Raw genomic sequence first — 24877 nt, forward strand, 5'->3', positions numbered from 1 at the left:
CCGGTCAGCGAGGTCAGGGCTTTGCTCCGCAGCGCGACGATCTTCGCCGCGTCCTCCAGGCTCAGCGCCCCGGCGATGTGTGCTGCGGCGATCTCGCCCTGCGAGTGACCGATGACGGCATCCGGACGCGTGCCGTGGTGCTCCCACAACCGGGCCAGGGACACCATGACCGCGAACAGCGCCGGCTGGACGACGTCCACGCGCTCCAGCAACGCTCCGGTCGGGTCGATCAGGACGTCTCGCAGCGACCAGTCGACATACGGCGCCAGCGCCGCAGCGCATGCGTCGATCGACTGGGCGTAAACCGGCTCGGTGGTCAGGAGATCAGCGGTCATCAGGGGCCATTGGGCGCCCTGGCCGGGGAAGACGAACACCGTCTTACCCTGCGGACGCGTCACACCGCTCACCACATGCGCACTCGGAGCACCCTCGCCCAGAGCCGCCAGGCCGTCCATCAGCTCGCCACGGTCCGTCGCGACAACCGCACCCCGGTGAGACAGAGCCGTACGCGTGGTGGTCAGCGCATGCGCGACCTGACCGGCCGTGACCTCCGGATGCGCGGCAAGGTGAGCGTACAGCCGGGAAGCCTGGGCACGCAGCGCGTCGGATGTGTGACCGGACACCGGCCACACCACCACACCCGAAGAAGACCCGGACGAGTCATCCGTCTCCGTGGTCTCGACCGGCTCGGCTGCCGGGGCCTGTTCCAGGATGACGTGCGCGTTCGTACCGCTGATGCCGAATGCCGAGACACCCGCCCGCCTCGGCCTGCCCTCACCCTCCGGCCAGGGAGTGTTCTCCCTCAGCAGGCGAACGGTCTCCGACGACCAGTCGATGTGTGACGACGGCTCATCCGCATGCAGGGTGCGCGGCAGCACGCCCTCCCGCATTGCCAGGACCATCTTGATCACACCGCCCACACCGGCAGCCGCCTGCGTGTGCCCGATGTTCGACTTCAGCGATCCGAGCCACAACGGAGCGTCATCGGGTCGGTCCTGACCATAAGTAGTGAGGATGGCCTGCGCCTCGATCGGGTCACCCAGCGTCGTACCCGTCCCGTGCGCCTCCACCGCCTGGACATCCGCCGCCGACAGTCCCGCGTTCGCGAGTGCCTGACGGATCACCCGCTGCTGCGAAGGCCCGTTCGGCGCCGACAGCCCGTTCGACGCACCGTCCTGATTGACCGCCGAACCCCGCACCACCGCCAGGATCTCGTGCCCGTTGCGTACGGCGTCCGACAGACGCTCCACGAGCACGACTCCCGCGCCCTCCGCAAGCCCAGTCCCGTCCGCCTCGTCGGAGAACGCCTTGCACCGGCCGTCCGGCGCCAGACCACCCTGGTAGTCGAAATCGACCAGCATGCCCGGCGTGGCCATGAGGGTGACGCCGCCGGCCAGCGCGAGGTCGCACTCGCTCTGCCGCAGAGACTGGCACGCCAGATGCAGCGCCGTCAGCGACGACGAGCACGCCGTGTCCACCGTCACCGCCGGTCCCTCCAGGCCAAGGGCGAAGGCGACACGGCCCGAGATGACGCTCGGCAGGCTGCCGGTCATCAGATGGCCCTGGACGCCCTCGGTCGGCTCGCTGAGCCGGGGGCCGTAGTCCTGGTGGGTGGCACCGATGAACACGCCCGTACGCCCGCCGCGCAGTGAGCGCGGTTCGATGCGGGCGTGCTCCACCGCTTCCCAGGCGATCTCCAGAATGACCCGCTGCTGGGGGTCCATGGCCAGCGCTTCGCGCGGCGAGATGTTGAAGAACTCGGCGTCGAATCCCGCGATGTCGTCGAGGAACGCCCCCTGCGGTTCGCGGCCTTCGGGACGCAGCGTCTCGGACTCGCCCACGGCGCGTTCCAGGTCCCAGCCGCGATCGGTGGGGAACGTGGAGACGGTGTCGACACCGTCGGCCAGGACGCGCCACAGGTCCTCGGGGGAGGCGACACCGCCGGGGAAGCGGCACGCCACGCCGACTATGGCGATGGGTTCCTGCTCTCCCGACACGGCGGCGTCGAGTCGCTGCCGTGTGCGACGGAGGTCGGCTGTGACGCGCTTCAGGTAGTCGCGAAGTTTGTCCTCGGTGCTGATACTCATCCGCTACCGTCCGCCCTTTCACAGCGTTGGCGGGCCCGATTTCGAGCCGCACAGGAAATCGGCCTGCGCCGCCTGCGTAGTTCGGGCGAGGAGCGGCATGTGACGGTGAACGGGGTCCCGGTACGCAGGAGGGCGCTACTTGATCCGTACAAGCGGCTTGACGCTAAGCACGCCGACTAAAGCGGACCTAAGAGTCCGTTCCGTCCGCCGAGCCCCTGCTCCGGGCGGGCTTCCACCGCTCTTAGCTGGGCTTTAGCGGTCATGGACAAGGTGAGGCCGGGTAGGGTGCGCGCCGCAGGTGCGACGCATGCGAATGAATTCGTCCGACGCACACAGGAAGTCCTCCACCATGACCAGCACCTCCACGTCCGTGCCCCTTCCTCAGCGATTGCTCGCCATCTGGCGTGACGTCCTGGATACACACCAGGTGGATAGCGACGGACTCACCATTGACGCGGATCTGCCCGACCTTGGGACGCGTTCGATCCTGATCATCGAGATCGCGATGCGTATTCAGCGTGAGATCGGTGTCGACGTACCGCTGGAAACGTTCATCGAGACGCGGACGATTGACCAACTCGCCAAATCCATCGTGGAGATGGACCCGGAGGCGGGCTCCCGATGACCGATGTCTCCGGCGAGACACCTGACACGAACACGAACACCGGCGCGAACACGAACACCGGCGCGAATGCGAACGGCGACGCGAACGCCGACGGGAACGCGAACACGGACGCGAACGCCGATGTGACGGCGGTCGGCCCCCTCACCGAGCTGGCGGACGACGATCTCGAACTGCTCCTGCTCATCCGGCACTTCGAGCGCAAACTGCTCGACCTCTTCGGGCAGGGCGAGCTGAACGGCACCACCCACACCTGTCTGGGACAGGAGTACGTGCCGGTCTCGCTGCGTCCCCTGCTGGAGGATCGCGACTTCGTCTTCAGCAACCACCGGGGCCACGGCCATTACCTCTCCCGATTCCGCGACCCGGCCGGTCTGCTGGCCGAGATCATGGGCCGTGAGGGGGCCGTGTGTTCCGGTGTCGGCGGCAGCCAGCACATCCTGCGTGACCGCTATCTCTCCACGGGCGTACAGGGTCAGAGCCTCCCGGTGGCCGTCGGCGCGGGACTGCACCAGCTGCGGACCGACCCGGGCGCGCTCGTCTGCGCGTTCATCGGTGACGGCACATGGGGCGAGGGCGCGGTGTACGAGGCGCTGAACATGGCCCAGCTCTGGCGGGTTCCGCTGCTGGTGGCAGTGGAGCACAACGGCATCGCCCAGTCGACCCCGGCCGAGGCGAACATGGCCGGCACCATCGAGGGCCGGGCCGCCGCTTTCGGAATCCGGTACCAGCGGGTCGCCTCGCTGGACGTGAACGCCGTCCGTGCCGGCCTGGCGCCACTGGTGCGAGAGGTGCGGGAGCAACGCGGCCCGCTGGTGGTCGAGTTCGTCACGCATCGGATCGGACCGCACAGCAAGGGGGACGACACCCGGACGCGCGAGCAACTGGCGCATGCCCGGGAGCACGACTGGTACCGGCTCTACGCCGCTGCCTTCCCGGAGCACTTCGAGAGCTGGGACAGCAAGGTCAGGGCCGAGGTGGACGAGATCGCGCGGGACGTCGCCGGACGGTCGCCCGCGGTGTGGAGTGGCTCATGCGCGTAGCCGAGAACCTCAATCAGTCGCTCCGCACACTGCTGGAGGCGGAGCCCCGGGCGTACGTCCTCGGGGAGGACATCGCCGATCCGTACGGGGGAGCGTTCAAGGTCACCAAGGGCCTGAGCGACAGCTTCCCGGGCCGCGTCCTCACCACGCCCATCAGCGAGTCGGGGATCGTCGGCGCGGGCGCGGGACTGGCACTCGCGGGTGACGTGGCGATCGTCGAGATCATGTTCGGTGACTTCGTCGCGCTCGCCTTCGACCAGATCGTCAACTTCGCGAGCAAATCCGTATCGATGTACGGCCGCCGGGTGCCGATGCCGCTGGTGGCACGCTGCCCGATGGGCGGCAGGCGCGGCTACGGGGCGACCCACAGCCAGAGCCTCCAGAAGCACTTCATCGGCGCGCCCGGTCTCTCGCTCTACGAACTGTCTCCGTTCCGCGATTCCTACGAGCTGCTGTCGGAGATCGTGGAGCGGGAAGAGCCGGCGATGCTCTTCGAGGACAAGGTGCTCTACACGAGCCAGATGTTCACCGACGGCGTCGTGGACGACCTGCTCTCCTTCGACCGGCATCCTCAAGCGCCGGACGTAGCACGGGTGTTCGTCGATGATCCCGACCGTTACGACGTCGTGCTGATCGCGGCTGGCGGCATGGCGCACCGGGCCTGTGAGGCGGTGCGCGACCTGCTCGTCGAGGACGAGATCACGGCGCTGCTGCTGGTGCCCACCCGCCTCTACCCCTTCGCGGCGGAGCCGCTGCTCGCCACGCTGGGCGCGGCCGATGTGATCTGTGTGGCCGAGGAGGGCACGGCCGGCGGCACCTGGGGCGCGGAGGTGGCGCAGCAGTTGCACCAACGGCTGTGGGGGACGCTGCGCCGTCCGGTACGGCTCGTCCACTCCGCGGACAGCGTGATTCCGAGCGCCGCCCACCTGGAGGAGCGCGTTCTGGTGAGCGGAGACACGATTAGGCAAGCGGTTGTGGAGGCCCTGCGTGACTGAGATCCGTGTGCCCAAGCTCAATAACAACGACACCGAGTACACACTCGTCGAGTGGTTGGTCGATGACGGCAAGCCGATCGCCGAGGGCGATCCGGTGGCCTTGGTGGAGACCTCGAAGGCGGCGGAGGAGCTGGAGTCCGCGGCCGAGGGTGTTCTGCGTCAGTCGCTGGTGGCCGGGGCGGTCTGTGCTCCTGGTGATGTCATCGGGCATGTACTCGCCCCTGGCGAGACGGTGGAGGCGGCCCACGTCGCTCCTGTCGCGTCCGCCGCTCCCGTTCCAGGGGCCGAGTCGTCTCCCGCCGGCGTGACGATCACCAAGCCGGCACGGGTGCTGATGACGGAGTGGGGGATCGGCGAGGAGCGGGTCCTGGGGTGGGGGCTGAAGGTCGTCAGGCGGACGGACGTCGAGCGCCTCGCCGGGCCGGCGCCGACCGGGGAGACGGAGACGATGGGGGAGGCGGAGACGATGCCCGCTTCCCCAGCTCCCACTGCCACTGCTCCCACCGCGCCTACGCACTCCACGAAGGGCACCGTTCCGACGCTGTCGCAGGCGCTGCCGTCCGTGCAACAGGCGGTCGGACGCAGCGTTCTGACGTCACATCAGACGATTCCCGCCGCGTACACCGTGGTGAAGGTGGACGTCACAAGGGCCCAGACCCTGGCGGCGCAGGAGGGCAAGCGGCTCCGGCGACTGGTGGGTCTGCCGGAGCTGCTGCTGTCGGCGGTGGCCCGCTCGTATCGAGCCTTCCCGCTGTGCTTCGCCCGCCTGGCCGACGCCCGCACGGCCGAACTCGCCGACGCCGCCCATGTGGGTGTCACGATGGACGTCGGCCAGGGACTGTTCGTGCCGGTGGTGGAGCGTGCGTCGGACCTGACGTTCGAGGAGATCGTTGAGGCGGTGTCGGGCTTCCGGCGCACCGTCATGTCGGGCACGTTCCGGGAGTCGGAGCTGTCGGGCGGCAACATCACGGTCACCCTGCACAACGACCTCGATGTGGTGGCGGCAGTGCCGTTCGTCTTCCCCGGGCAGGCGTGCGCGCTCGCCCTCGCGGGCCCCCAGCAGGAGCTTTTCCTGGACTCCGAGGGAGCGGTGACGGCGCGGACGGTGGTCAACGTGGGCCTCGCCTACGACCACCGGCTTCTCAACGGCCGGGACGCCGTGCTGTTCCTCCAGCGCGTCAAGGCGCTGCTGCAGTCGCCGGAGAAGCTGCTCGGCGAGGCGTGACACGATGTGAAGCGACCGGCTGCGGTCCGCCCCGATGTCAGGGGGACCGCGGCCGCGTGTCCGGACCGTAGCCGAGTGCACCGTACCCGGGCGGTTGGTAGTCCGGTGTGAACGCTTCCAGCCTGCTCTTGAGTTCGGTGAGTACGTCGGCCGCTTCGGCGCTGTCGACGATGCGGTGGTCGACAGCCAGGCTCAGCCGCATCATGGGCGCCACCGTCACCACGCCTCCGCGGACGACCGCGCGGTCCACGACCCGGCCCACGCCGACGGTGACGGCGGTGCCTCCGACGAAGTGGAAGCTGTCCACGGCGCGGTGACCGAGAGAGGTGATGGCGACCGTACCGATCAGCTCCGGGCGGTGTCGCAGCGACCGGGTCGTCAGCTTGAACAGCGCCCGGCCGAGGGGGGTCGGCAGCCGGTGAAGGGCACGTATACGCGCGTACTCCGGCATGGTGTCGGGATCGCCGCCCCGGAAGTGGTTCACCTGTTCCTGGATGGTGTCGAGCGAGGCGTCGTCCAGGGACGGTATGACAGTGGACAGGACGACCCGCCTGCCGTTCAGCGAGGCGTCGAGGGTGAGCTTCCCGCTGACCATCGAGTACCGCGCGACGCGGGGACGCATCCGGCCGCGGATCGCGGCGTTGACCTCTGGATGGTTGCTGAGGACCCGGCCGACGGCGTGCATGACGTAGGCGACCACGGCGTAGGCCTTCGGAGCCTCGCGTGCGCTGACGCGGTGCTGCTGGACCCTGCTCATGTCGACCTCGGTGTCGAGGAAGGCCGCCGCCGCGGCCCGGTTCTCCTCGCAGAGGTAGAGAGTGTGGCGGCGCTCGGGGTGGAACGCGGTCGCGCTCATCGCCGCGCCACTGCCCTGTGCGTGCCCGCCGGGGCGCCGGTCTCCGGCCGATCCTGCCCAGGGACGCTGCGCCCGGCACGTTTTTCGGGCGCGGTCGCCGCCGGGCCGGGCTTGTCGCGGGTCAGGGCGGTGAAGTCGTCGATGGCGTTCACGCAATTTCCTCCGATGGTCGAATCGGATACTCGCGCCCGAAGCTAAAAAGCCTCTTAAATCATGGACGAGTCGCGCTGGACCGTACGGAATCAGACGAGACAGAACTCGTGCCCCTCCGGATCGGCCATCTCCACATGATCCGGCCTGCCCTGCGACTCGTGCTCCCGGATCACCGTCGCCCCCGCCGCCGTCAGCCGCTCGACCGCCGCGACGACCCGCGGCCACCGTGTCTCCCAAGGGGTGTCCCGGCCGCCACCGACCTGGATGTCCAGATGCAGCCGGTTCTTCACGACCTTCGACTCAGGGACCTTGAGGAAGGAGAGACTCGGGCCCACCCCGTCCGGATCCGAGAGGTACGCGCCGTCGTCCCACTCCTCCTCCGGAACCCCGTGGTGGGCGAACCACGCCTCCCAGGTGCCGAATCCGGTGGGTGGCGCCTTCTCGACGTACCCCAGGGCGAGTGCCCAGAACTCCGCCAGCTTCGCGGGGTGCGCGCAGTCGATCGTCATACTCCACTTAGTGGCCACCATGCCTCCTCGGTCGTGTGTGCGAACCATATCGGGCGGCACTGACAGTGCGTCCGCACGCCGCGGAGCCGGCGCGGCAGGGGAGAGTAGGGGTTGATCGGCGCGGGCGCATACCCAATTCTTGTCGAATGCGCTACTTGCGTGCCTGTCGAGTTCGGAGCCTTGCCGATGACCTATGAGATACGTGGCGCGTCCCCGGCCACGTCCGTCGTCTCTCCCTCGCCGGCGGAGCCCGGTCCGTCCCCGGCGAGGCCCGGACGGCTCGTCGCGACGAGCGATCTGCACATCCGGTATCCCGAGAACCGGAAGATCGCCGACTCCCTGTGGCCCGAGTCGGAGCACGACTGGCTGCTGGTGGCCGGTGACATCGGCGAGCTGGTGTCCGACATCGAATGGACCCTGCGCACACTGAGCGAGCGGTTCGCGAAGGTCATCTGGGTGCCGGGCAACCACGAACTGTGGACCGCCCCCGACGATCCGGTCAAGCTCAGGGGCGACGCCAAATACCGTCATCTCGTGGAGCTCTGCCGGGAGATGGGCGTCGTCACGCCGGAGGATCCCTACCCCGTCTGGGAGGGCGAGGGCGGCCCCGTCGTGATCGCGCCGCTGTTCCTGCTGTACGACTACTCCTTCCGGCCCGCCGGAACGTACTCCAAGGAAGCGGCCCTCGCCGTGGCCGAGGCCGCCGGTGTCGTCTGCACCGACGAGTTCCTCCTCCACCCCGACCCGTATCCCAGCAGGGAGGCGTGGTGCCGCGCCCGGCTCGCGGCCACCGAGCGCCGGCTCATGGAGATCCCGCCCGAGCTGCCCACCGTCCTGATCAACCACTGGCCGATCGTGCGCGAACCCACGAACGTGCTGTGGCGACCGGAGTTCGCCCTGTGGTGCGGTACGGAGGGCTCGGCGGACTGGCCGCAGAGATTCCGGGCCGCCTCGGTCGTGTACGGGCATCTGCACATACCCCGGCTCATGTGGTGCGACGGAGTGCCTCATCAGGAGGTCTCGCTCGGCTACCCGAGGGAGTGGGCACGGCGCCCGCGGGAGGCCGGCCGGCCCGTGCAGATACTGCCGCTGCCGGTCCGCGACGAAGCGGGGGTGCCGCGATGATCGAGCGCATCGTGCCCGCCGAGGCGGAGACGGCCGAGGCGTACGGAGACCTCCCCGAGGCCACGCTCTTCCCCGAGGAGGCGCTTCTGGTGAAGTCCGCGGTGGCGCAGCGCCGCGACGAGTTCACCACCGCCCGGCACTGCGCGCGCCAGGCCCTGACGCGGCTGGGCGCCCCGGCGGGGGCGATCCTCACCGGCGAGCGCGGCGCGCCGCTGTGGCCGGAGGACGTGGTCGGCAGCATCACGCACTGCGCGGGCTACCGCGCGGCCGTGGTGGCCCGCCCCGCGCACGCCGCCGCGATCGGTGTCGACGCGGAGCCCGCGCTGCCGTTGCCCGAAGGCGTCCTGGAGGCGGTGGCCCTGCCCGACGAGCAGATCGCGGTGAAGGAACTCCTGGCGTCCGCGCCGGGCGTCGCCTGGGACCGGCTGCTGTTCAGTGCCAAGGAGTCGGTCTACAAGGCGTGGTACCCGCTGACGAGGCGCTTCCTGGAGTTCGAGGAGGCCAGGCTCGTCTTCGACCCGGCGGGAGGGACGTTCACGGCGCACCTCCTCGCCGGGCCGGCGCGGGCGGGGGGCCGTACGTTGCACACGTTCGACGGACGCTGGCTGTCGGACGAAGGCATCGTGCTCACGTCCGTCACGGTCCCGGCGTAGGCAACGACCGGAGCGCCGGACGGTCCGCACAGGCGGCCCGTCCGGCGCTCCGGACACTCAGACTTGGCGCACTCAGGCGATCGACGCCGACACGATCGCCGACACCGCGATGTTGCACGACGCCGTCACCCACACCGCGGGATGCGGCTCGGCCTCGACCAGCGTCGCGCCCAGCTTGCCCGGGGTCACCAGGTCCACGACCAGGAACGCCACCGCCATCATCACGAGGCCGAGCATCCCGAACGCGGCTGTGGACGCAAGGCCCTTGCCGAAGTCGTCGTACGTCGTCCAGATGGACGTGAAGACGATGCCGCCGATACCCAGGAGCGCCGAGCTGAGCAGGAGTGCGGCGTTGCGGTTCCGGTCCTCCCAGATCTGCTTCCCGAGCTTCCCCGGCGTCAGCACGTCGATGAGGACGATACCGAGGATCAGAAGGACCACACCGAGCGCGCCGTAGGCGCCGGCCCGGCCAAGTCCGTTGACTATGTCGTTCATTGAGAAGCCCGTCTCCGCTGCTGAAGATGATCGTGGCAAAGGCGTCGCAAAATGTATCGCACGGTGCGCGAGCTGCGAGGGGGAGCCGGGAACCGCAGCCGAACCGCGTCCGGACCGTGGCCGGAAGCTCGCGTTCCTCGTCCGAATTATCGATCAACATGCCCATGCTCCCGCTTTGTCCATCCGTGCGGCGCACACAGAACAGGCACGGACACGCACCACACGAGGCGGCGCACGCTGTTACTACGATCGGTGCGACCGCCGTCGCGGCAGCCGCGCCGGCACGCGCGTCCGCCGCCAACGGCGGCTCCGCGCCCGCCACCGAAAGGACCCCAGTCGTGCAAGCCGCCACCCCGGTCAGCTCCCCGGACACCCCGCCGGCCAGGAACGATCCGTACGACCGTCCCGTCGCCGAACTGCTCGCCCGGATGACCGACGAGGAGAAGCTCGGCCAGCTCCAGCAGCTCGCCTGGGCGGGTGCCACCGGCCCCGGCGGCACCCAGACCCGGGAGGCCGAAGAGGCGGCCCGCGCGGGCCTGTTGGGCTCCGTGCTGAACATCCACGGAGCCAAGGAGAGCAACGCCCTCCAGCGGATCGCCGTCGAGGAGTCCCGGCTCGGCATCCCGCTGATCTTCGGTCTCGACATCATCCACGGCTTCTGGACCACCTTCCCGATCCCTCTCGCGCAGGCGGCGAGCTTCGATCCCGCCGTGTCCGAGCTGGACGCCTCGGTCTCGGCGGCCGAGGCGCGGTCCAACGGCGTGCACTGGACGTTCGCGCCGATGATGGACGTCACCAGCGAGCCCCGCTGGGGCCGTATCGCCGAATCCGGCGGTGAAGACCCCTATCTGAACGGCGTGCTGGCGGCTGCCAAGGTACGCGGCTACCAGGGCGACGACCTGAAGGCGAAGGACCGGATCGCCGCCTGCGCCAAGCACTACGTCGCGTACGGCGGCGCCGAGGGCGGCCGGGACTACAACACGGTCGACGTGTCCGAGGCGCGCCTGCGCAACCACTACCTGCCGCCGTTCAAGGCGGCCGTGGACGCCCAAGTGGCCACGGTCATGGCCGCGTTCAACACCATCAGCGGCGTCCCCGCACACGGCAACGCGCACACGCTCACCCGGATCCTCAAAGAGGACTGGGGATTCGACGGCTTCGTCGTCAGCGACTGGTCCGGAGTCCAGGAGCTGATCCCGCACGGATTCGCCGCCGACGGCGAGGACGCGGCCCGGCTCGCGCTGGGCGCCGGTGTCGACATGGAGATGGTCAGCACCCATGTCGCGGACCACGGAGGGAAGTTGCTGAGCGAGGGGCGGATCGACGCCGGTCGACTCGACGACGCCGTCACCCGTGTCCTGCGCGTCAAGTTCCGGCTCGGACTCTTCGACGATCCGTACGTCCCCGAGCAGGCCGAGATCGCCGGGCCGACGGTCGAGGCCCGGTCCGCGGCCCGTACGGCCGCCGCGCGCTCCATGGTGCTGCTCAGGAACGAGGGCGGCGCGCTGCCGCTCGCGAAGACGGTCCGCTCCCTCGCCGTCGTCGGGCCGTTCGCCGACTCCGACGATCTCCAGGGCACCTGGGCGGGGCCCGGCGCGGAGAAGTTCCGGTCGGTCACCGTGCTCGACGCCGTACGGACCGCCCTCCCGGACGCCACCGTCACCCACGCCCTCGGCATCGACGCCACCGGCCAGGACACCGGCACGCTCCAGGACGCCGTCGCCGCGGCGCGGGCCGCCGACGTCACCGTCGTCGTCGTGGGGGAGAGCCCGGACATCAGCGGCGAGGCGAACTCGCGCAGCGACATCGGACTGCCGGGCAGGCAGGAGGAGTTGATCGCGGCGGTCGCGGCCACGGGCAAGCCGTACGTGGTCGTCCTCGTCAACGGCCGTCCGCTCGCCCTCGGCGACTGGGCCGACGCCGCCCCGGCCGTGCTGGAGGCGTGGCACCCCGGCATGGAGGCCGGGAACGCGATCGCCGACGTGCTGTTCGGGGACGTCGACCCCGGTGGCCGGCTCCCGTCGTCCTTCCCCCGTACGGTCGGCCAGATCCCGGTCAACTACAACCACGAGCGGACCGGCCGCCCCTACGACCCGGCCGATCCGGACCAGCGCTACGTCTCCCGGTACCTGGATGTGCCGGACGGCCCGCGCTACCCGTTCGGCCACGGTCTGAGCTATACGACCTTCACCATCTCCGAGCCCTCGCTCAGCCGCGGTTCCGTCGGTGCGCAGGACCTGCGCGAGGGCGACACGGTGGAGGTCACCGTCACCGTAAGCAACACGGGCGAGCGCGACGGGGACGAAGTCGTCCAGCTCTATCTGCGCGATCCCGTCGCGAGCATCGTCCAGCCGGTCCGGCGGCTGCGCGGATTCAGCCGGGTGAGCGTCGGGGCCGGGAAGTCCACCACCGTGCGCTTCAGTCTCGGCGCGGCGGACTTCGGCTTCTGGACGAATGACCCGGACGGCCGGTTCGTGGTGGAGGAGGGCACGGTCGACATCATCGTCGGCGCCGACTCGACGGCCACCGCCAAGGACACGCTGAAGATCGTCTGAGGGCACGTCGCCCCAGGTGGTAAGGAGTGCTGCCCGGAGGCCGCGGGCACACTCCCACAGCGTGAGCTTGCCTCACGGAGGGACCCGCCGGATGATTTCGGCGGGCCCCTCTCCCGTGCGGAGAGCGCCCCGGGGAGCCCCTGGGGAGCGCTCGCCCGACGACCACGACCAGGGAGACATCCGCCATGACAGAGACCGACATCCGCGACGACCGGGCGCGGGGCAGGTTCGAGGCGTACGAGGGCGACGAGCTCGTCGGCGTCATCGGCTACTTCGTGATGGCCGGTGCCCCCGCCGCGCTCGTGGCCGTGCACACCGTCGTGGAGCAGGGCCACGAGGGCAAGGGCATCGCGGGCGCGCTGGTGAAGGAGTTCTACGCGACGGCGGCCCGCGAGGGCGTGCCCGTCGTACCGCTGTGCCCGTACGCGGCCAGGTGGACGCAGCGGCACCCGGACGAGGCGGCGGTGGCTCCCGCCGCGTCCGAGGAGACGGTGCGCGCGGCGGAGGCCCAGCTCAAGGCGGACTCCGGGCGCTGGTGAGGCCGGCGGGGCATCGACGGCTCGCCCGGATGCCGGTACGCCGGGTCGATCATGAGTGGACCCGGCGCGCGTGGGCACGCGCATCGGGAGACATTGGGAAAGCACGAGTCCGTACTTTTGGAGGACTGGCATGACCCATCCGTATCCCGACCCCGTACCGCCCTCGCCCACCCCGCCGCCGGGGCCGCCCGGACCCGAACCGGGTCCGGCGCCCGGACCGGTGCCGGGACCGGCGCCCGTCCCCGGGCCGCCTCCGGGCCCGTCACCGGACCCGATCCCCAGCCCGCCGGGCCCCGACCCGGTCCCTGACCCGGAACCGGCACCGGGACCGCTCGGCTAGTGGGTGTCCTCAATCGCCGGACGGGCTCCATACAGAGCCCGTCCGGCGATTGAGGACAAGCGCGGGCAGGTCAGCCCGAGACCTCGGAGCGGTCCCCGCCCCACAGCGTGTGGAACGAGCCCTCGCGGTCCGTACGCCGGTAGGTGTGCGCACCGAAGAAGTCGCGCTGCCCCTGCGTGAGCGCCGCGGGCAGCCGCTCCGCGCGCAGCGCGTCGTAGTACGAGAGCGCCGCCGCGAAGCCCGGTGTCGGCACACCCTGCCGTACCGCCGTCGCGATCACCTCGCGCCAGTCGTCCTGCGCCGCGCCGATCTCCTCGGCGAACTGCTTGTCGGCCAGCAGGCTCGGCAGATCGCGCTGCGCGTCGTAGGCGCCCCGGATCCGGTCCAGGAACGCCGCCCGGATGATGCAGCCCGCACGCCAGATCGCGGCGACGGACCCGAGGTCGATGTTCCAGCCGTACTCCTCGCTGCCCGCCTGGATCTGGTGGAAGCCCTGGGTGTACGACACGATCTTCGACGCGTACAGCGCCTGCTCCACCCGGTCCGCGAAGCGCGCCGCCTCGTCCTCGCTCAGCGCGGTCGCCTTCGGGCCCGGCAGCGTCTGCGAGACGTCCCGCAGCGCGGCGTGCCCGGAGAGCGAGCGCGCGAAGACCGCCTCGGCGATGCCGGAGACCGGCACACCGAGGTCGAGGGCGATCTGCACCGTCCAGCGCCCGGTGCCCTTCTGCTCGGCCTGGTCGACGACGACGTCGACGAACGGCTTCCCGGTCGCGGCGTCCTGATGGGCCAGCACCTCGGCCGTGATCTCGATCAGATACGAGTCGAGCCGCCCGGTGTTCCAGGTCCGGAACGTCTCGGCGATCTTCTCGGGGGAGTAGCCGGCGACCGCGCGCAGCAGGTGGTACGCCTCGGCGATCAGCTGCATGTCGGCGTACTCGATGCCGTTGTGCACCATCTTGACGAAGTGTCCGGCGCCGTCGGGGCCGATGTGGGCCACCGTCGGGGTGTCGTCCGGCGCCTTCGCCGCGATGCGCTCCAGGAGCGGGCCGAGCGACTCGTAACTCTCCTTGGAGCCGCCGGGCATGATGCTCGGACCGTGCAGCGCGCCCTCCTCGCCGCCCGAGATACCGACGCCGACGAAGTGGATGCCGCGCTCGCGCAGCTCCTTCTCACGGCGGCGGGTGTCTGCGAAGTGCGCGTTTCCGCCGTCGATGATGACGTCGCCCTCTTCGAGCAGCGGGGCGAACTCCTGGATCACGGCGTCGGTCGCGTCGCCGGCCTTGACCATGATGACGAGACGGCGCGGGCGCTCCAGCGCGGCGACGAACTCCTCCGCGGAGTCCGCGGGCACGAAGACGCCCTCCTCGCCGAACTCGTCGACCAGGGCGTGGGTCTTCGACGCCGTGCGGTTGTGCAGGGCGACGGTGAAACCGTTGCGGGCGAAGTTCCGGGCGAGATTGCGGCCCATCACCGCGAGCCCGGTGACGCCGATCTGGGCAGTACCACTCATGCGTGTGCTCCTGGGTCTCCGTCGGATGTACCTCGTCCGGCGGTAGGGGTACGTACCGCCGGACGAGGCTGTTCATCGATCTTCAAGCCGCCCGCATTCTGTCGCATTCCGGGTCGGACGCGTCGTGACCGTTCACCTCTTGGGCGGAAGGGGCGTCGATGCGGTCCATCGTTCACCAACTCTTGACACTCTCTCAGCGGCGGCGTAACACTGGCCTGGCTTTGGAGAGCGCTCTCCCGCAGTGATTCCAGTGTTCCTGACGTTCCCGGACCGGAGAGCCGCTGTCCGCGGTGCACCGTCCAGTACCACTCTCTCCCCCCACCGCATACGGCGCGTATGCGGACGAAGAGCGGCATGGAGGTCCGCATGGCCGAAAGACTTCGCAGAACCACCCTGGTGTCCGCGTTGCTCGTGTTCACCGCCCTGGCCCTGGTGGCCATGGGGCTGACCGCGATCACGGACACCGCGACCGCCGAGCCCAAGAACGACCGCGGCACCACGGCCGCGTCCCACGCGGGACACAAGATGCCACCGGTCGTCCCCGTCCCCTCGGGCGACGACCCGGACGGCGACGGCTACATACCGGCGAACCCGCCGGTCACCGGGGTCGAACCGTCGGACGAGATCCCGCCCCACCGCTACTTCCACGAGTTCCAGGCGAACTGCGACGTCACCCACACCAGGCCGGACGACCCGATCGTCTACCCGGGTCAGCCGGGCGCGTCGCACGACCACACCTTCATGGGCAACCGGACCACCGACGCCGCCAGCACCACGGCCTCGCTGGACGCCGGCACCACCGCGTGCAAGGCGCAGGGCGACCGGTCCGCGTACTGGATGCCGACCCTGCTCAACGACAACCAGCCGGTACGGCCCATCGGCCCGCAGGTCATCTACTACAAGGCGGGAGTCACCGACTACCGGACCGTCAGGCCGTTCCCGAAGGGCCTGCGGTTCGTCGTCGGCAGCCCGACCCAGACCGCCGAGCAGTTCCGCGACCACCCGGGCTGGGTGGAGGGCTGGGAGTGCGGTAATTCGTTCAACAACACCGAGATCCCGGCCAGTTGCCCGGCCACCCGTGATGTCCAGCTCAACCTCCGTTTCCAGGCCCCCAGTTGCTGGGACGGAAAGTATCTGGACACCCCGGACCACAAGAGTCACATGGCCTATCCGCTCGTCCAGGGCGCCAACCAGGACGTCTGCCCGACGTCGCACCCGGTGGCGCTCCCGATGGTCGAGTTCAAGATGGCCTGGCCGGTGAACGGCGACATGTCCAAGGTGAGACTCGCCAGTGGGACAGGGCACTCGTTCCACTACGACTTCTTCAACGCCTGGGACAACGCCACGCTGGCCGCCATGGTCAACCACTGCGTCGTCGGCGGCCTCCAGTGCGACGCGCGCGGCTACGACCAGAACAATCCACAGGCCGGTGCGGCCCTGAACGAGGACTACGAACTGCCGTGACCGGGACCGCTCTCCCGCCGGGGCGCACTCCGCCCTGGCGGGAGAGCGCTCTCCCATTGATCTTCCGCCCCGTACCGCCGCCGCCCGCTTCCCATATCCCCCGCCCGCACTCTCCCCACAGGTGACTCATGAGCGATTCACGACTCTTCCCGAGATCCGCGCCCGGCCGGCTGCGCACCATGGCATCGGTCGCCGCCACCACACTTCTCGCCGCCTTCGCCGTGACCCTCCCGGCCGCCCAGCCCGCGCACGCCGCGGGCAGCGTCGTCAAGGTCACCGGATCACAAGGCGCCTGGCAGTTGACCGTCGACGGGGCGCCGTACCAGGTCAAGGGTCTGACCTGGGGCCCGTCCGTCGCCGACGCCGGCAAGTACATGCCCGACGTGGCGTCCATGGGCGTCAACACCATCCGGACCTGGGGCACCGACGGCACCACCAAGCCCCTCCTCGACTCGGCCGCCGCCAACGGCGTCAAGGTCATCGCCGGTTTCTGGCTCCAGCCCGGCGGTGGCCCCGGCAGCGGTGGCTGCGTCAACTACCTCACCGACACGCAGTACAAGAACGACATGCTCGCCGAGTTCCCGAAGTGGGTGGAGACCTACAAGGACCACGCGGGTGTGCTGATGTGGAACGTCGGGAACGAGTCCGTACTCGGTCTCCAGAACTGCTACAGCGGCGACGCTCTGGAGCAGCAGCGCAACGCGTACACCACCTTCGTCAACGACATCGCCAAGAAGATCCACTCCGTCGACCCCAACCACCCGGTGACCTCGACCGACGCCTGGACCGGCGCGTGGCCCTACTACCAGCGCAACTCGCCCGACCTCGACCTGTACGCGGTCAACTCCTACGCCGACGTGTGCAACATCGAGGAGACCTGGAACGCCGGCGGCTACACGAAGCCCTACATCGTCACCGAGGGCGGCCCCGCCGGTGAGTGGGAGGTGGACGACGACGTCAACGGCGTCGCGTCCGAGCCCGCCGACGTCGCCAAGGCCCAGGGCTACAAGGACGCCTGGAACTGCGTGGCCGGCCACGAGGGTGTCGCGCTCGGAGCGACGCTCTTCCACTACGGCACCGAGTACGACTTCGGCGGCGTCTGGTTCAACCTGCTCCCCGCGGGCCAGAAGCGCCTCTCGTACTACGCGGTGAAGGAGGCGTACGGCAGGAGCACCGCCGGCGACAACAAGCCGCCGGTGATCTCGAACATGGCCGTCGACGGCGCCACGTCCGTCCCCGCCGGACGCCCGTTCAAGGTCACCTCGGACGTGACCGACCCGAACGGTGACGCGCTGAGCTACGAAGTCCTCGTCAACAGCAAGTACATAGACAACAGCGGGCAGCTGACGCCCGCTCCGTTCACCGCCGAGGGCAACGGGGACTTCACCGTGACCGCGCCCGACAAACTCGGCGTGTGGAAGGTGTACATCAAGGCGTCCGACGGCAAGGGCAACGTGGGGATCGAGACCAAGTCCTTCAAGGTCGTGCCGCCGCCCGTCGACGGCACCAACGTGGCCAAGGGCAAGCCGGCCACCGCCTCGTCCTTCCAGCCCGACAGCGTCGGCTGCCCCTGCCCGGCGGCCAACGCCGTCGACGGCGACTTCGGCAGCCGGTGGGCCAGCGACTGGGCCGACCCGCAGTGGATCCAGGTGGACCTGGGCACGCGGACCGCGTTCAAGCACGTACAGCTCGCCTGGGAGGCCGCGTACGGCAAGAGCTACACCGTCCAGACGTCCGACAACGGGCAGGACTGGAACACGGTGAGGACCGTCACCGGCGGCGACGGAGGGATCGACGACATCGCGGTCAACGGCGAGGGCCGCTACGTACGGGTGAACGCGACCGAGCGCGGCACGCCGTGGGGCTACTCGCTCTACGAGTTCGGCGTCTACAGCTGACCGCCGGCCGTGGGTGCCCGACCGGCCGTCTCCGGCCGGGCACCCACGGCCGACCACTCCTGCCGCGCCGCGCTCTCCCCGCCGGCGGCGCGGTGGTCCCGCGGCGGGTCACGGAGGATCCGTGGCCCGCCGCGGGCATTTCGCGTGCCCGCCGCACCGGCCGTTTCCCGTGCCCGAGCCGGCCCGAGTCCGCCCACGCCGCCCTGCCCGAGCCCTCCTGTTCCCCCTGCCCGAGCCCTCCTGTTCCCCCTGCCCGAGCCCGCCCGTTTCCGCGCTTCCCCGGCCCGTATTTCGGGTGCGTGTCCATCGCGATTCGTACGTGGGCCGTACACGTTTCCGTGCCCGTTTCGCTGACCGTTTTGGGGGGTCGGACGGGACGCAGCTCACGTTTAGACGGCCGGTGCGCGGAAGTCCGCCCACCGCTTCGGGCGCCGTTCGGGCAGTGATCAGCGCCAATCGGGCACCGAACCGGGCGCGGGAGGGGGTTACCCCCCGTACCACCTGCACATACGCTGATGGGGAAACGGGCATGAACGGTCACACTCAAAGCTGCGAAGAGCCTGGTCGAGCCGGGTCCCTTGCTTGTACAAACGACCCATGAGCCCGAACGGGTGCTGAGCCACAGCGGAGCAGGGAAGTGTGTGTCGTGGACACGGACGAACGCCGACGAGAAATTCTTGAGATCGCCCGACGTGACGGGTCGGTGGAAGTCACCACGCTTGCCACGAAGTTGAGCGTGGCCAAGGAGACCGTCCGGCGTGACCTGCACGCCCTGGAGGAGCACGGCCTGGTACGGCGCACCCACGGCGGCGCCTACCCCGTCGAGAGCGCCGGCTACGAGACGACTCTCGCGGTGCGGACCACCCGCCTCGTACCGCAGAAGTCACGGATCGCGGCAGCCGCAGCCGATCTCATCGGCGACGCCGAGACGGTCTTCATCGACGAGGGCTTCACCCCCCAGCTCGTCGCCGAGGCACTGCCAAGGGACCGTCCGCTGACCGTCGTCACCGCGTCCCTGGCGGTCGCCAACGGACTGGCCGACGCGGACAAGATCGCCGTCCTGCTGCTCGGCGGCCGGGTGCGCGGCGGCACCTTCGCGACCGTCGACCACTGGGCGACGCGGATGCTAGCCGACTTCGTCATCGACCTGGCGTTCGTCGGCGCGAACGGCATCTCCCGCGAGTACGGGCTGACCACCCCCGACCCGGCCGTCAGCGAGGTGAAGGCCCAGGCCATGCGCAGCGCGCGCCGCAAGGTGTTCGCCGGGATCCACACCAAGTTCGGCGCCGTCAGCTTCTGCCGGTTCGCCGATGTCGGCGACTTCGAGACGATCGTCACCGACGTCGGACTCCCCTCGGCGGAGGCGCAGCGCTACTCGCTGCTAGGCCCACAGGTCATCCGCGTCTGACCTGCCGCACCTGCTCCCGGACCCCCGCCGTACCGGCCAGGGGGCGGGATCGGTACGGCCCGACGACGCCCCCGGATTTTCACCCCCCACCCTTTCAACCCCTCAGCCAACAGCAGTTTCGCAACCGAATGATCAGGAGAAACTCATGTCCCTCCAGCAGCGGCGACGTGGAATAGGCGTACGTGTGGGCGCGGGAGCGGCCTTGACGGCACTCCTCGCCGGGTGCAGCGGCGCCGGCGGCACCGGCTCGGACGGCGGTGACACGCTCAACGTGCTGATGGTGAACAACCCGCAGATGGTCGAGCTCCAGAAGCTGACCGCCGCCAACTTCACCAAGGACACCGGCATCAAGGTCAACTTCACGGTGCTGCCGGAGAACGACGTACGCGACAAGATCAGCCAGGACTTCTCCAACCAGGCCGGCCAGTACGACGTCGCGACCATCAGCAACTTCGAGGTGCCCTTCTTCGCGAAGAACGGCTGGCTGCACACGCTCGACGAGTACGCGCAGAAGGACAAGGAGTTCGACCAGGGCGACATCCTCAAGCCGCTCCAGGAGTCGCTGACGGCCGAGGACGGCAAGCTCTACGGCCAGCCGTTCTACGGCGAGTCGTCCTTCCTCATGTACCGCAAGGACGTGTTCGCCGAGAAGAACCTGAAGATGCCGGCCAACCCGACCTGGCAGGAGGTCGCCGACCTCGCGGCCAAGACCGACGGTGCCGAGAAGGGCATGAAGGGCATCTGTCTGCGCGGTCTGCCGGGCTGGGGCGAGGTCATCGCCCCGCTGACGACCGTCGTCAACACGATGGGCGGCACCTGGTTCACCGAGGACTGGGAGCCGCAGCTGACCTCGCCCGAGTTCAAGAAGGCCACCAAGTTCTACGTCGACCTCGTACGCGAGCACGGCGAGGCGGGCGCCCCGCAGGCCGGTTACGCCGAGTGCCTCAACAACATGACGCAGGGCAAGACGTCCATGTGGTACGACGCCACGGCGGGCGCGGGCTCGCTGGAGGCCAAGGACTCCCCGGTCAAGGGCAAGATCGGCTACGTGCCGGCGCCCGTCGACAAGACGGACAGCTCCGGCTGGCTCTACACCTGGGCCTGGGGCATGCAGAAGGCGTCCAACAACACCGACAACGCCTGGAAGTTCATCTCCTGGGCGTCCGGCAAGGAGTACGAGAAGCTCGTCGGCGAGAAGATCGGCTGGTCCAACGTCCCCGCCGGCAAGCGCGCCTCGACCTACATCAACCCGGACTACCGCAAGGAGGCCGCCGCGTTCGCCGATGTGACGTCGGAGGCGATCTCCAGCGCCAACCCGCGTGACCCGGGCACCCAGCCCCGCCCGACCGTCGGTATCCAGTTCGTCGGCATCCCCGAGTTCACCGACCTCGGTACGAAGGTCTCCCAGGAGATCAGCGAGGCCATCGCCGGCCGCCAGTCCGTCGACGAGGCCCTGGAGGCTTCCCAGAAGCTGGCCGAGAAGGTAGCCGAGGAGTACCGGTGAGCACTTCCGTCAGCGCAGCGCCGCCGCCGGCCCCGACGGACCCGTCCCCACCGGCCAAGTCCCGCCGCCCGGCGGGGCCCCGGACCGGACGGGCCCGCGCCTGGGCCACCCGCGCCCCCCTCCTGCCGGCCCTGATCTTCCTCATCGCCGTCACCCAACTGCCCTTCGTGGCAACGCTGTTCATCTCGCTGTTCGACTGGAACTCGCTCAACCCGGACGCCCGGAGCTTCTCCGGACTGTCCAACTACGGCTCCGTGTTCACCGACGCGGACCTGCGTGACTCGGTGTTCACGACGATGCTGCTCACCGCGACCGTCGTGATCGCCAGCGTGGTGCTCGGACTGCTGCTCGCCCTGCTGCTCGACCGCAAGTTCATGGGCCGCGGCTTCGTCCGTACGCTGCTCATCACGCCGTTCCTGCTGGTGCCCGTCTCGGCGGCGCTGCTGTGGAAGCACGTGCTCTACAACCCCGAGTACGGCCTGCTGAACGGCGGTTGGGCCTGGTTCACCGGACTGTTCGGCGTCGAGGACCCGTCGCAGCCCGACTGGATCTCGGACATGCCGCTGCTCGCCGTCGAGGCGTCCCTCGTCTGGCAGTGGACACCGTTCATGATGCTCATCCTGCTGGCCGGGCTCCAGAGCAGGCCCATCGACATGATGGAGGCAGCGCGCCTGGACGGCGCGAACGCCTGGCAGATGTTCGCCTTCCTGACCCTGCCGCATCTGCGCCGCTACCTCGAACTCGGTGTCCTGCTCGGCTCGATCTACATCGTGCAGAACTTCGACGCCGTGTTCACCATCACCGCGGGCGGACTCGGCACCGCCAACCTCCCCTACACCATCTACCAGACCTTCTACCAGGCTCACGAGTACGGACTTGCCTCCGCGGCAGGCGTGGTCGTCGTGATCGGCACCATCGTGATCGCGACCTTCGCCCTGCGCGTCGTCTCGTCCCTCTTCAGTGAGGAGGCGAGGCGCGCATGAGCACACTCTCCGCACCGAAGACCGCCGGCGCCCCCGGCAAGTCGTCCACCCCCGCCCAGCGGCAGGACAAGTACGGCCCCGAGGCCCGGCGCGCCAAGCGGCGCTCCACCGCGCTGGGTCTGCTGGCCTGGGTGATCGGCATCGTCTTCTGCTTCCCCGCGCTGTGGATGCTTCTGACCTCCCTGCACTCGGAGTCGGACGCGGCGACCAACCCGCCGTCCCTCACCGCGCCGCTGACCTTCGACAACTTCAGCGCGTTCTTCGGCGCCGAGGGCGGGGCGAGCCCCTGGCCGCCGCTCATCAACTCCGTGACGGCGTCCGTGTTCTCCACCCTGTTCGTCCTCGTGCTGGCGCTGCCGGCGGCGTACGCGCTGTCCATCAAGCCCGTCCGCAAATGGACGGACGTGATGTTCTTCTTCCTCTCCACGAAGATGCTGCCGGTGGTCGCCGGACTGCTGCCGGTCTATCTCTTCGCCAAGAACGTGGGGATGCTGGACAACATCTGGCTGCTCGTCATCCTCTACACCTCGATGAATCTGCCGATCGCGGTCTGGATGATGCAGTCCTTCCTCGCGGACGTGCCGGTCTCCATCATCGAGGCCGCGCAGGTGGACGGCGCCCGGCTGCCCACCGTCCTGATGCGGGTCGTGGCGCCCGTCGCCGCCCCCGGTATCGCGGCGACCGCGCTGATCTGCTTCATCTTCAGCTGGAACGAACTGCTCTTCGCCCGGGTCCTGACCGGCGTCACAGCTCAGACAGCGCCCGTCTTCCTGACCGGATTCGTCACCAGCCAGGGCCTCTTCCTCGCCCAGCTGTGCGCCGCTTCCGTCGTCGTGTCCCTGCCGGTGCTCGCCGCCGGCTTCGCCGCCCAGGACAAGCTTGTCCAGGGCCTTTCTCTTGGAGCCGTCAAATGAGGGCAGCGATCGTCGAAGGTGTCGGCAAGGTGTCCGTCACCACGGTCCCCGATCCGACCCCGGGCCCGCGCGACGTCGTCGTGTCCGTCGCCTCGTGCGGCATCTGTGGCACCGATCTGCACATCCTCCAGGGCGAGTTCGCGCCGACCCTGCCGATCCTGCCGGGCCACGAGTTCGCCGGCGAGGTCGTGGGCGTCGGCGGCGAGGTCACGGAGCTGGTGGTGGGCGACAAGGTCGCCGTCGACCCGTCCCTGTACTGCCACGAGTGCCGCTACTGCCGGGCCGGCCGCGGCAACCTCTGCGACCGGTGGAACGCGATCGGGGTCTCCGTGCCCGGCGGCGCCGCCGAGTTCGCCGTCGCCCCCGTGGCCAACTGCGTCAAACTCCCCGACCACGTGGACGTGCGGGACGCGGCGCTCATCGAGCCGCTGTCCTGCGCCGTACGCGGCTACGACGTGCTGAGCAGCACGCTCGGTGCCGACGTGCTGATCTACGGCTCGGGCACGATGGGCCTGATGATGCTGGAGCTGGCCAAGCGCACCGGCGCCGCGGGCGTCGACATGCTGGACATCAACCCCGAGCGGCTGGCCACCGCGTCCAAGCTCGGCTGTTCGAGGGCGGGCGCGTCGGCGGACGAGTTCGAGCGGCCGCGCGGCTGGGACGTCGTCATAGACGCGACCGGCAACGCGGGCGCCATCCAGGACGGCCTCGGCCGGGTCGCCAAGGGCGGAACGTTCCTTCAGTTCGGTGTCTCGGACTACGCGACGACGGCGGTCATCGAGCCGTACAAGATCTACAACCAGGAGATCACCATCACCGGCTCGATGGCGGTGCTGCACAGCTACGAGCGGGCCGCCGCGCTGTTCGCCACCGGGGTCCTCGACCCCGCGGTGTTCATCAGCGACCGGCTGCCGCTGGAGCAGTACCCGCAGGCCATCGAGCGGTTCAAGGCGGGTCAGGGCCGCAAGATCGTGGTGGAGCCGTGACCGAGGCGCCCGGCGCGGCACCGGGCCCCGAACCGGGTTCCGGCGCCGTCCTGGTGATGGGCGAGGCGCTGATCGACCTGGTGCCGACGGCCGACGACGCGGAGGCGCACCGGGCCCAGCCCGGCGGCGCGCCGGCGAACGTGGCCACCGGACTGGCCCGGCTCTCCACGCCGAGCTGGTTCGCCGGCGCCCTCGGAAACGACGGGTTCGCCCGGTCGATCGAGCGGCGGCTGGTCTCGGCGGGAGTCGAGCTCGGCCTCTGCGCCCGACCGGACCTCCCCACGGCGCTCGCCGTCGCGGACCCCGGCCCCGAGGGCACCGGCTACCACTTCCACCTCCAGTACACGGCGACCTTCCAGCTGCCCGACCGTACGGACGTGGAGCGCTTCGCCGCCGTGTACGTGGGCGGCCTCGCGGCGGTCGTCGAACCCGCGGCCTCGGCCGTGGTGACGACGGCGCGCGCCGCGGCGGCCGGCGGCCCGCTGCTGGTGGTGGACCCGAACGTGCGCGAGGACCGCACGCTCGACGCGGAGAGCGGGGCGGCGAAGCTGCGCGAACTGTGCGAGCTGGGCCAGGTCGTCAAGGCGAGCGACGAGGACCTGGCGCGCCTGTGGCCGGACTCGACGCCCGACGAGACGTGCCGCAGGCTCGCCGCCGGCGGCCGGCTGGTCGTCCTGACGAGGGGCTCGCGGGGCAGCACCGCCTACACCGGCTCCGCCGAACCGGTGTCCGTGCCCGCCGTGCCGGTCGAGGTGGTCAACACCATCGGCGCGGGTGACGCCTTCATGGCGGCGATGATCACCTGGATGGTCTCCGGCGGTGTCCACCCGGCCGCGGGCGCACGGGAGTTCACCCGTACGCAGGCCCTGGACATGCTGGGCTTCGCCTCGCGGGTGGCGGCCTCCGTCGTCGCCCAGACGGGCACGGAGCCCTCACTCCTGGAGGCCCGCGTCTGACGCGTCATCAGATGCATGCTCAACTCCCGTCCCCGGCAACGGCATCGACCGCTGCCG

22 protein-coding genes are annotated in these 24877 nt (G+C 69.7%); 16 read left to right on the top strand and 6 right to left on the bottom strand.

The window, feature by feature from the left end; genetic code table 11:
• On the bottom strand, positions 1–2087 hold a 2087-nt coding region (locus ACFWHU_RS23575), incomplete at its 3' end, for a type I polyketide synthase (RefSeq protein ID WP_387226933.1).
• A 349-nt stretch (positions 2088–2436) separates the two neighbouring features.
• Between ACFWHU_RS23575 and ACFWHU_RS23580 the strand changes: the two genes are divergently transcribed.
• From ACFWHU_RS23580 to ACFWHU_RS23595, 4 genes are read left to right on the top strand one after another with little or no spacing between them, the layout of a single operon-like run.
• Entirely contained in the window at positions 2437–2712 is a 276-nt protein-coding gene (locus ACFWHU_RS23580; protein ID WP_385804652.1) for an acyl carrier protein, read from the top strand.
• Complete coding sequence (locus ACFWHU_RS23585) at positions 2709–3752, top strand: thiamine pyrophosphate-dependent dehydrogenase E1 component subunit alpha (RefSeq protein WP_387226935.1); 1044 nt, start codon at positions 2709–2711, stop codon at positions 3750–3752. Before ACFWHU_RS23580 ends, ACFWHU_RS23585 begins: the two co-directional genes overlap by 4 nt.
• The gene (locus tag ACFWHU_RS23590; RefSeq protein ID WP_385804656.1) at positions 3743–4747 is read left to right on the top strand and encodes an alpha-ketoacid dehydrogenase subunit beta; all 1005 of its coding nucleotides are present in this window, start codon (positions 3743–3745) and stop codon (positions 4745–4747) included. Before ACFWHU_RS23585 ends, ACFWHU_RS23590 begins: the two co-directional genes overlap by 10 nt.
• Positions 4740–5972 (top strand): 2-oxo acid dehydrogenase subunit E2, encoded by a 1233-nt coding sequence (locus ACFWHU_RS23595; protein ID WP_387226937.1) that lies wholly within the window; start codon positions 4740–4742, stop codon positions 5970–5972. Before ACFWHU_RS23590 ends, ACFWHU_RS23595 begins: the two co-directional genes overlap by 8 nt.
• A 37-nt stretch (positions 5973–6009) precedes the next feature.
• Here ACFWHU_RS23595 and ACFWHU_RS23600 read toward each other — a convergent pair whose 3' ends face one another.
• The 3 genes from ACFWHU_RS23600 to ACFWHU_RS23610 form a co-directional block, all read right to left on the bottom strand.
• On the bottom strand, positions 6010–6828 hold the full coding sequence (locus ACFWHU_RS23600) for a 2-oxo acid dehydrogenase subunit E2 (protein WP_385804660.1): 819 nt from the start codon (positions 6826–6828) through the stop codon (positions 6010–6012).
• Complete coding sequence (locus tag ACFWHU_RS23605) at positions 6825–6980, bottom strand: hypothetical protein (RefSeq protein ID WP_385804662.1); 156 nt, start codon at positions 6978–6980, stop codon at positions 6825–6827. Before ACFWHU_RS23605 ends, ACFWHU_RS23600 begins: the two co-directional genes overlap by 4 nt.
• 90 nt (positions 6981–7070) lie before the next feature.
• Entirely contained in the window at positions 7071–7508 is a 438-nt protein-coding gene (locus ACFWHU_RS23610) for a VOC family protein (protein ID WP_387227267.1), read from the bottom strand.
• A gap of 168 nt (positions 7509–7676) precedes the next feature.
• Between ACFWHU_RS23610 and ACFWHU_RS23615 the strand changes: the two genes are divergently transcribed.
• Together ACFWHU_RS23615 and ACFWHU_RS23620 are read left to right on the top strand one after the other, a co-directional pair.
• Entirely contained in the window at positions 7677–8615 is a 939-nt protein-coding gene (locus ACFWHU_RS23615; RefSeq protein WP_385804664.1) for a metallophosphoesterase family protein, read from the top strand.
• On the top strand, positions 8612–9268 hold the full coding sequence (locus ACFWHU_RS23620) for a 4'-phosphopantetheinyl transferase (protein WP_385804667.1): 657 nt from the start codon (positions 8612–8614) through the stop codon (positions 9266–9268). Before ACFWHU_RS23615 ends, ACFWHU_RS23620 begins: the two co-directional genes overlap by 4 nt.
• 72 nt (positions 9269–9340) lie before the next feature.
• Here the strand turns inward: ACFWHU_RS23620 and ACFWHU_RS23625 are convergent, their stop codons facing one another.
• The gene (locus ACFWHU_RS23625; protein WP_385804669.1) at positions 9341–9763 is read right to left on the bottom strand and encodes a DUF350 domain-containing protein; all 423 of its coding nucleotides are present in this window, start codon (positions 9761–9763) and stop codon (positions 9341–9343) included.
• Between the two features lie 428 nt (positions 9764–10191).
• Here ACFWHU_RS23625 and bglX point away from each other — a divergent pair, with 428 nt between their 5' ends.
• Positions 10192–12318: a beta-glucosidase BglX gene (gene bglX, locus ACFWHU_RS23630; protein ID WP_387227269.1), complete on the top strand. Its 2127-nt coding sequence runs from the start codon at positions 10192–10194 to the stop codon at positions 12316–12318.
• A 185-nt stretch (positions 12319–12503) separates the two neighbouring features.
• Positions 12504–12857 carry a GNAT family N-acetyltransferase gene (locus ACFWHU_RS23635; protein WP_387226940.1) on the top strand — a complete coding sequence of 118 codons (354 nt, stop codon included), beginning with the start codon at positions 12504–12506 and terminating at the stop codon, positions 12855–12857.
• Between the two features lie 410 nt (positions 12858–13267).
• Here the strand turns inward: ACFWHU_RS23635 and gndA are convergent, their stop codons facing one another.
• Positions 13268–14707 carry an NADP-dependent phosphogluconate dehydrogenase gene (gene gndA / locus ACFWHU_RS23640; protein WP_385804755.1) on the bottom strand — a complete coding sequence of 480 codons (1440 nt, stop codon included), beginning with the start codon at positions 14705–14707 and terminating at the stop codon, positions 13268–13270.
• Positions 14708–15073: 366 nt separating this feature from the next.
• On the opposite strand from gndA, the gene ACFWHU_RS23645 reads away from it, so the two are divergent.
• From ACFWHU_RS23645 to ACFWHU_RS23680, 8 genes are all read left to right on the top strand, one after another.
• Entirely contained in the window at positions 15074–16171 is a 1098-nt protein-coding gene (locus ACFWHU_RS23645) for a DUF1996 domain-containing protein (protein ID WP_387226943.1), read from the top strand.
• A 128-nt stretch (positions 16172–16299) separates the two neighbouring features.
• On the top strand, positions 16300–18069 hold the full coding sequence (locus tag ACFWHU_RS23650; RefSeq protein ID WP_385804759.1) for a discoidin domain-containing protein: 1770 nt from the start codon (positions 16300–16302) through the stop codon (positions 18067–18069).
• A gap of 646 nt (positions 18070–18715) precedes the next feature.
• The gene (locus ACFWHU_RS23655) at positions 18716–19477 is read left to right on the top strand and encodes a DeoR/GlpR family DNA-binding transcription regulator (RefSeq protein ID WP_385800042.1); all 762 of its coding nucleotides are present in this window, start codon (positions 18716–18718) and stop codon (positions 19475–19477) included.
• A gap of 145 nt (positions 19478–19622) precedes the next feature.
• Positions 19623–20981 (top strand): ABC transporter substrate-binding protein, encoded by a 1359-nt coding sequence (locus ACFWHU_RS23660; RefSeq protein WP_387226945.1) that lies wholly within the window; start codon positions 19623–19625, stop codon positions 20979–20981.
• Positions 20978–21964, top strand: coding sequence for a carbohydrate ABC transporter permease (locus ACFWHU_RS23665; protein ID WP_385800046.1), 987 nt, complete (start codon positions 20978–20980; stop codon positions 21962–21964). Before ACFWHU_RS23660 ends, ACFWHU_RS23665 begins: the two co-directional genes overlap by 4 nt.
• Positions 21961–22878 (top strand): carbohydrate ABC transporter permease, encoded by a 918-nt coding sequence (locus tag ACFWHU_RS23670; RefSeq protein ID WP_385800048.1) that lies wholly within the window; start codon positions 21961–21963, stop codon positions 22876–22878. The genes ACFWHU_RS23665 and ACFWHU_RS23670 overlap by 4 nt, the downstream gene beginning before the upstream one ends.
• Positions 22875–23864, top strand: coding sequence for a zinc-dependent alcohol dehydrogenase family protein (locus tag ACFWHU_RS23675; RefSeq protein ID WP_385800050.1), 990 nt, complete (start codon positions 22875–22877; stop codon positions 23862–23864). The genes ACFWHU_RS23670 and ACFWHU_RS23675 overlap by 4 nt, the downstream gene beginning before the upstream one ends.
• A complete protein-coding gene (locus tag ACFWHU_RS23680; protein ID WP_387226948.1) occupies positions 23861–24820 on the top strand; it encodes a PfkB family carbohydrate kinase in 960 nt (319 codons plus the stop codon). The genes ACFWHU_RS23675 and ACFWHU_RS23680 overlap by 4 nt, the downstream gene beginning before the upstream one ends.
• The last annotated feature ends 57 nt before the right edge of the window (positions 24821–24877 follow it).

Source organism: Streptomyces sp. NPDC060366, assembly GCF_042725135.1.
Lineage (GTDB): Bacteria > Actinomycetota > Actinomycetes > Streptomycetales > Streptomycetaceae > Streptomyces.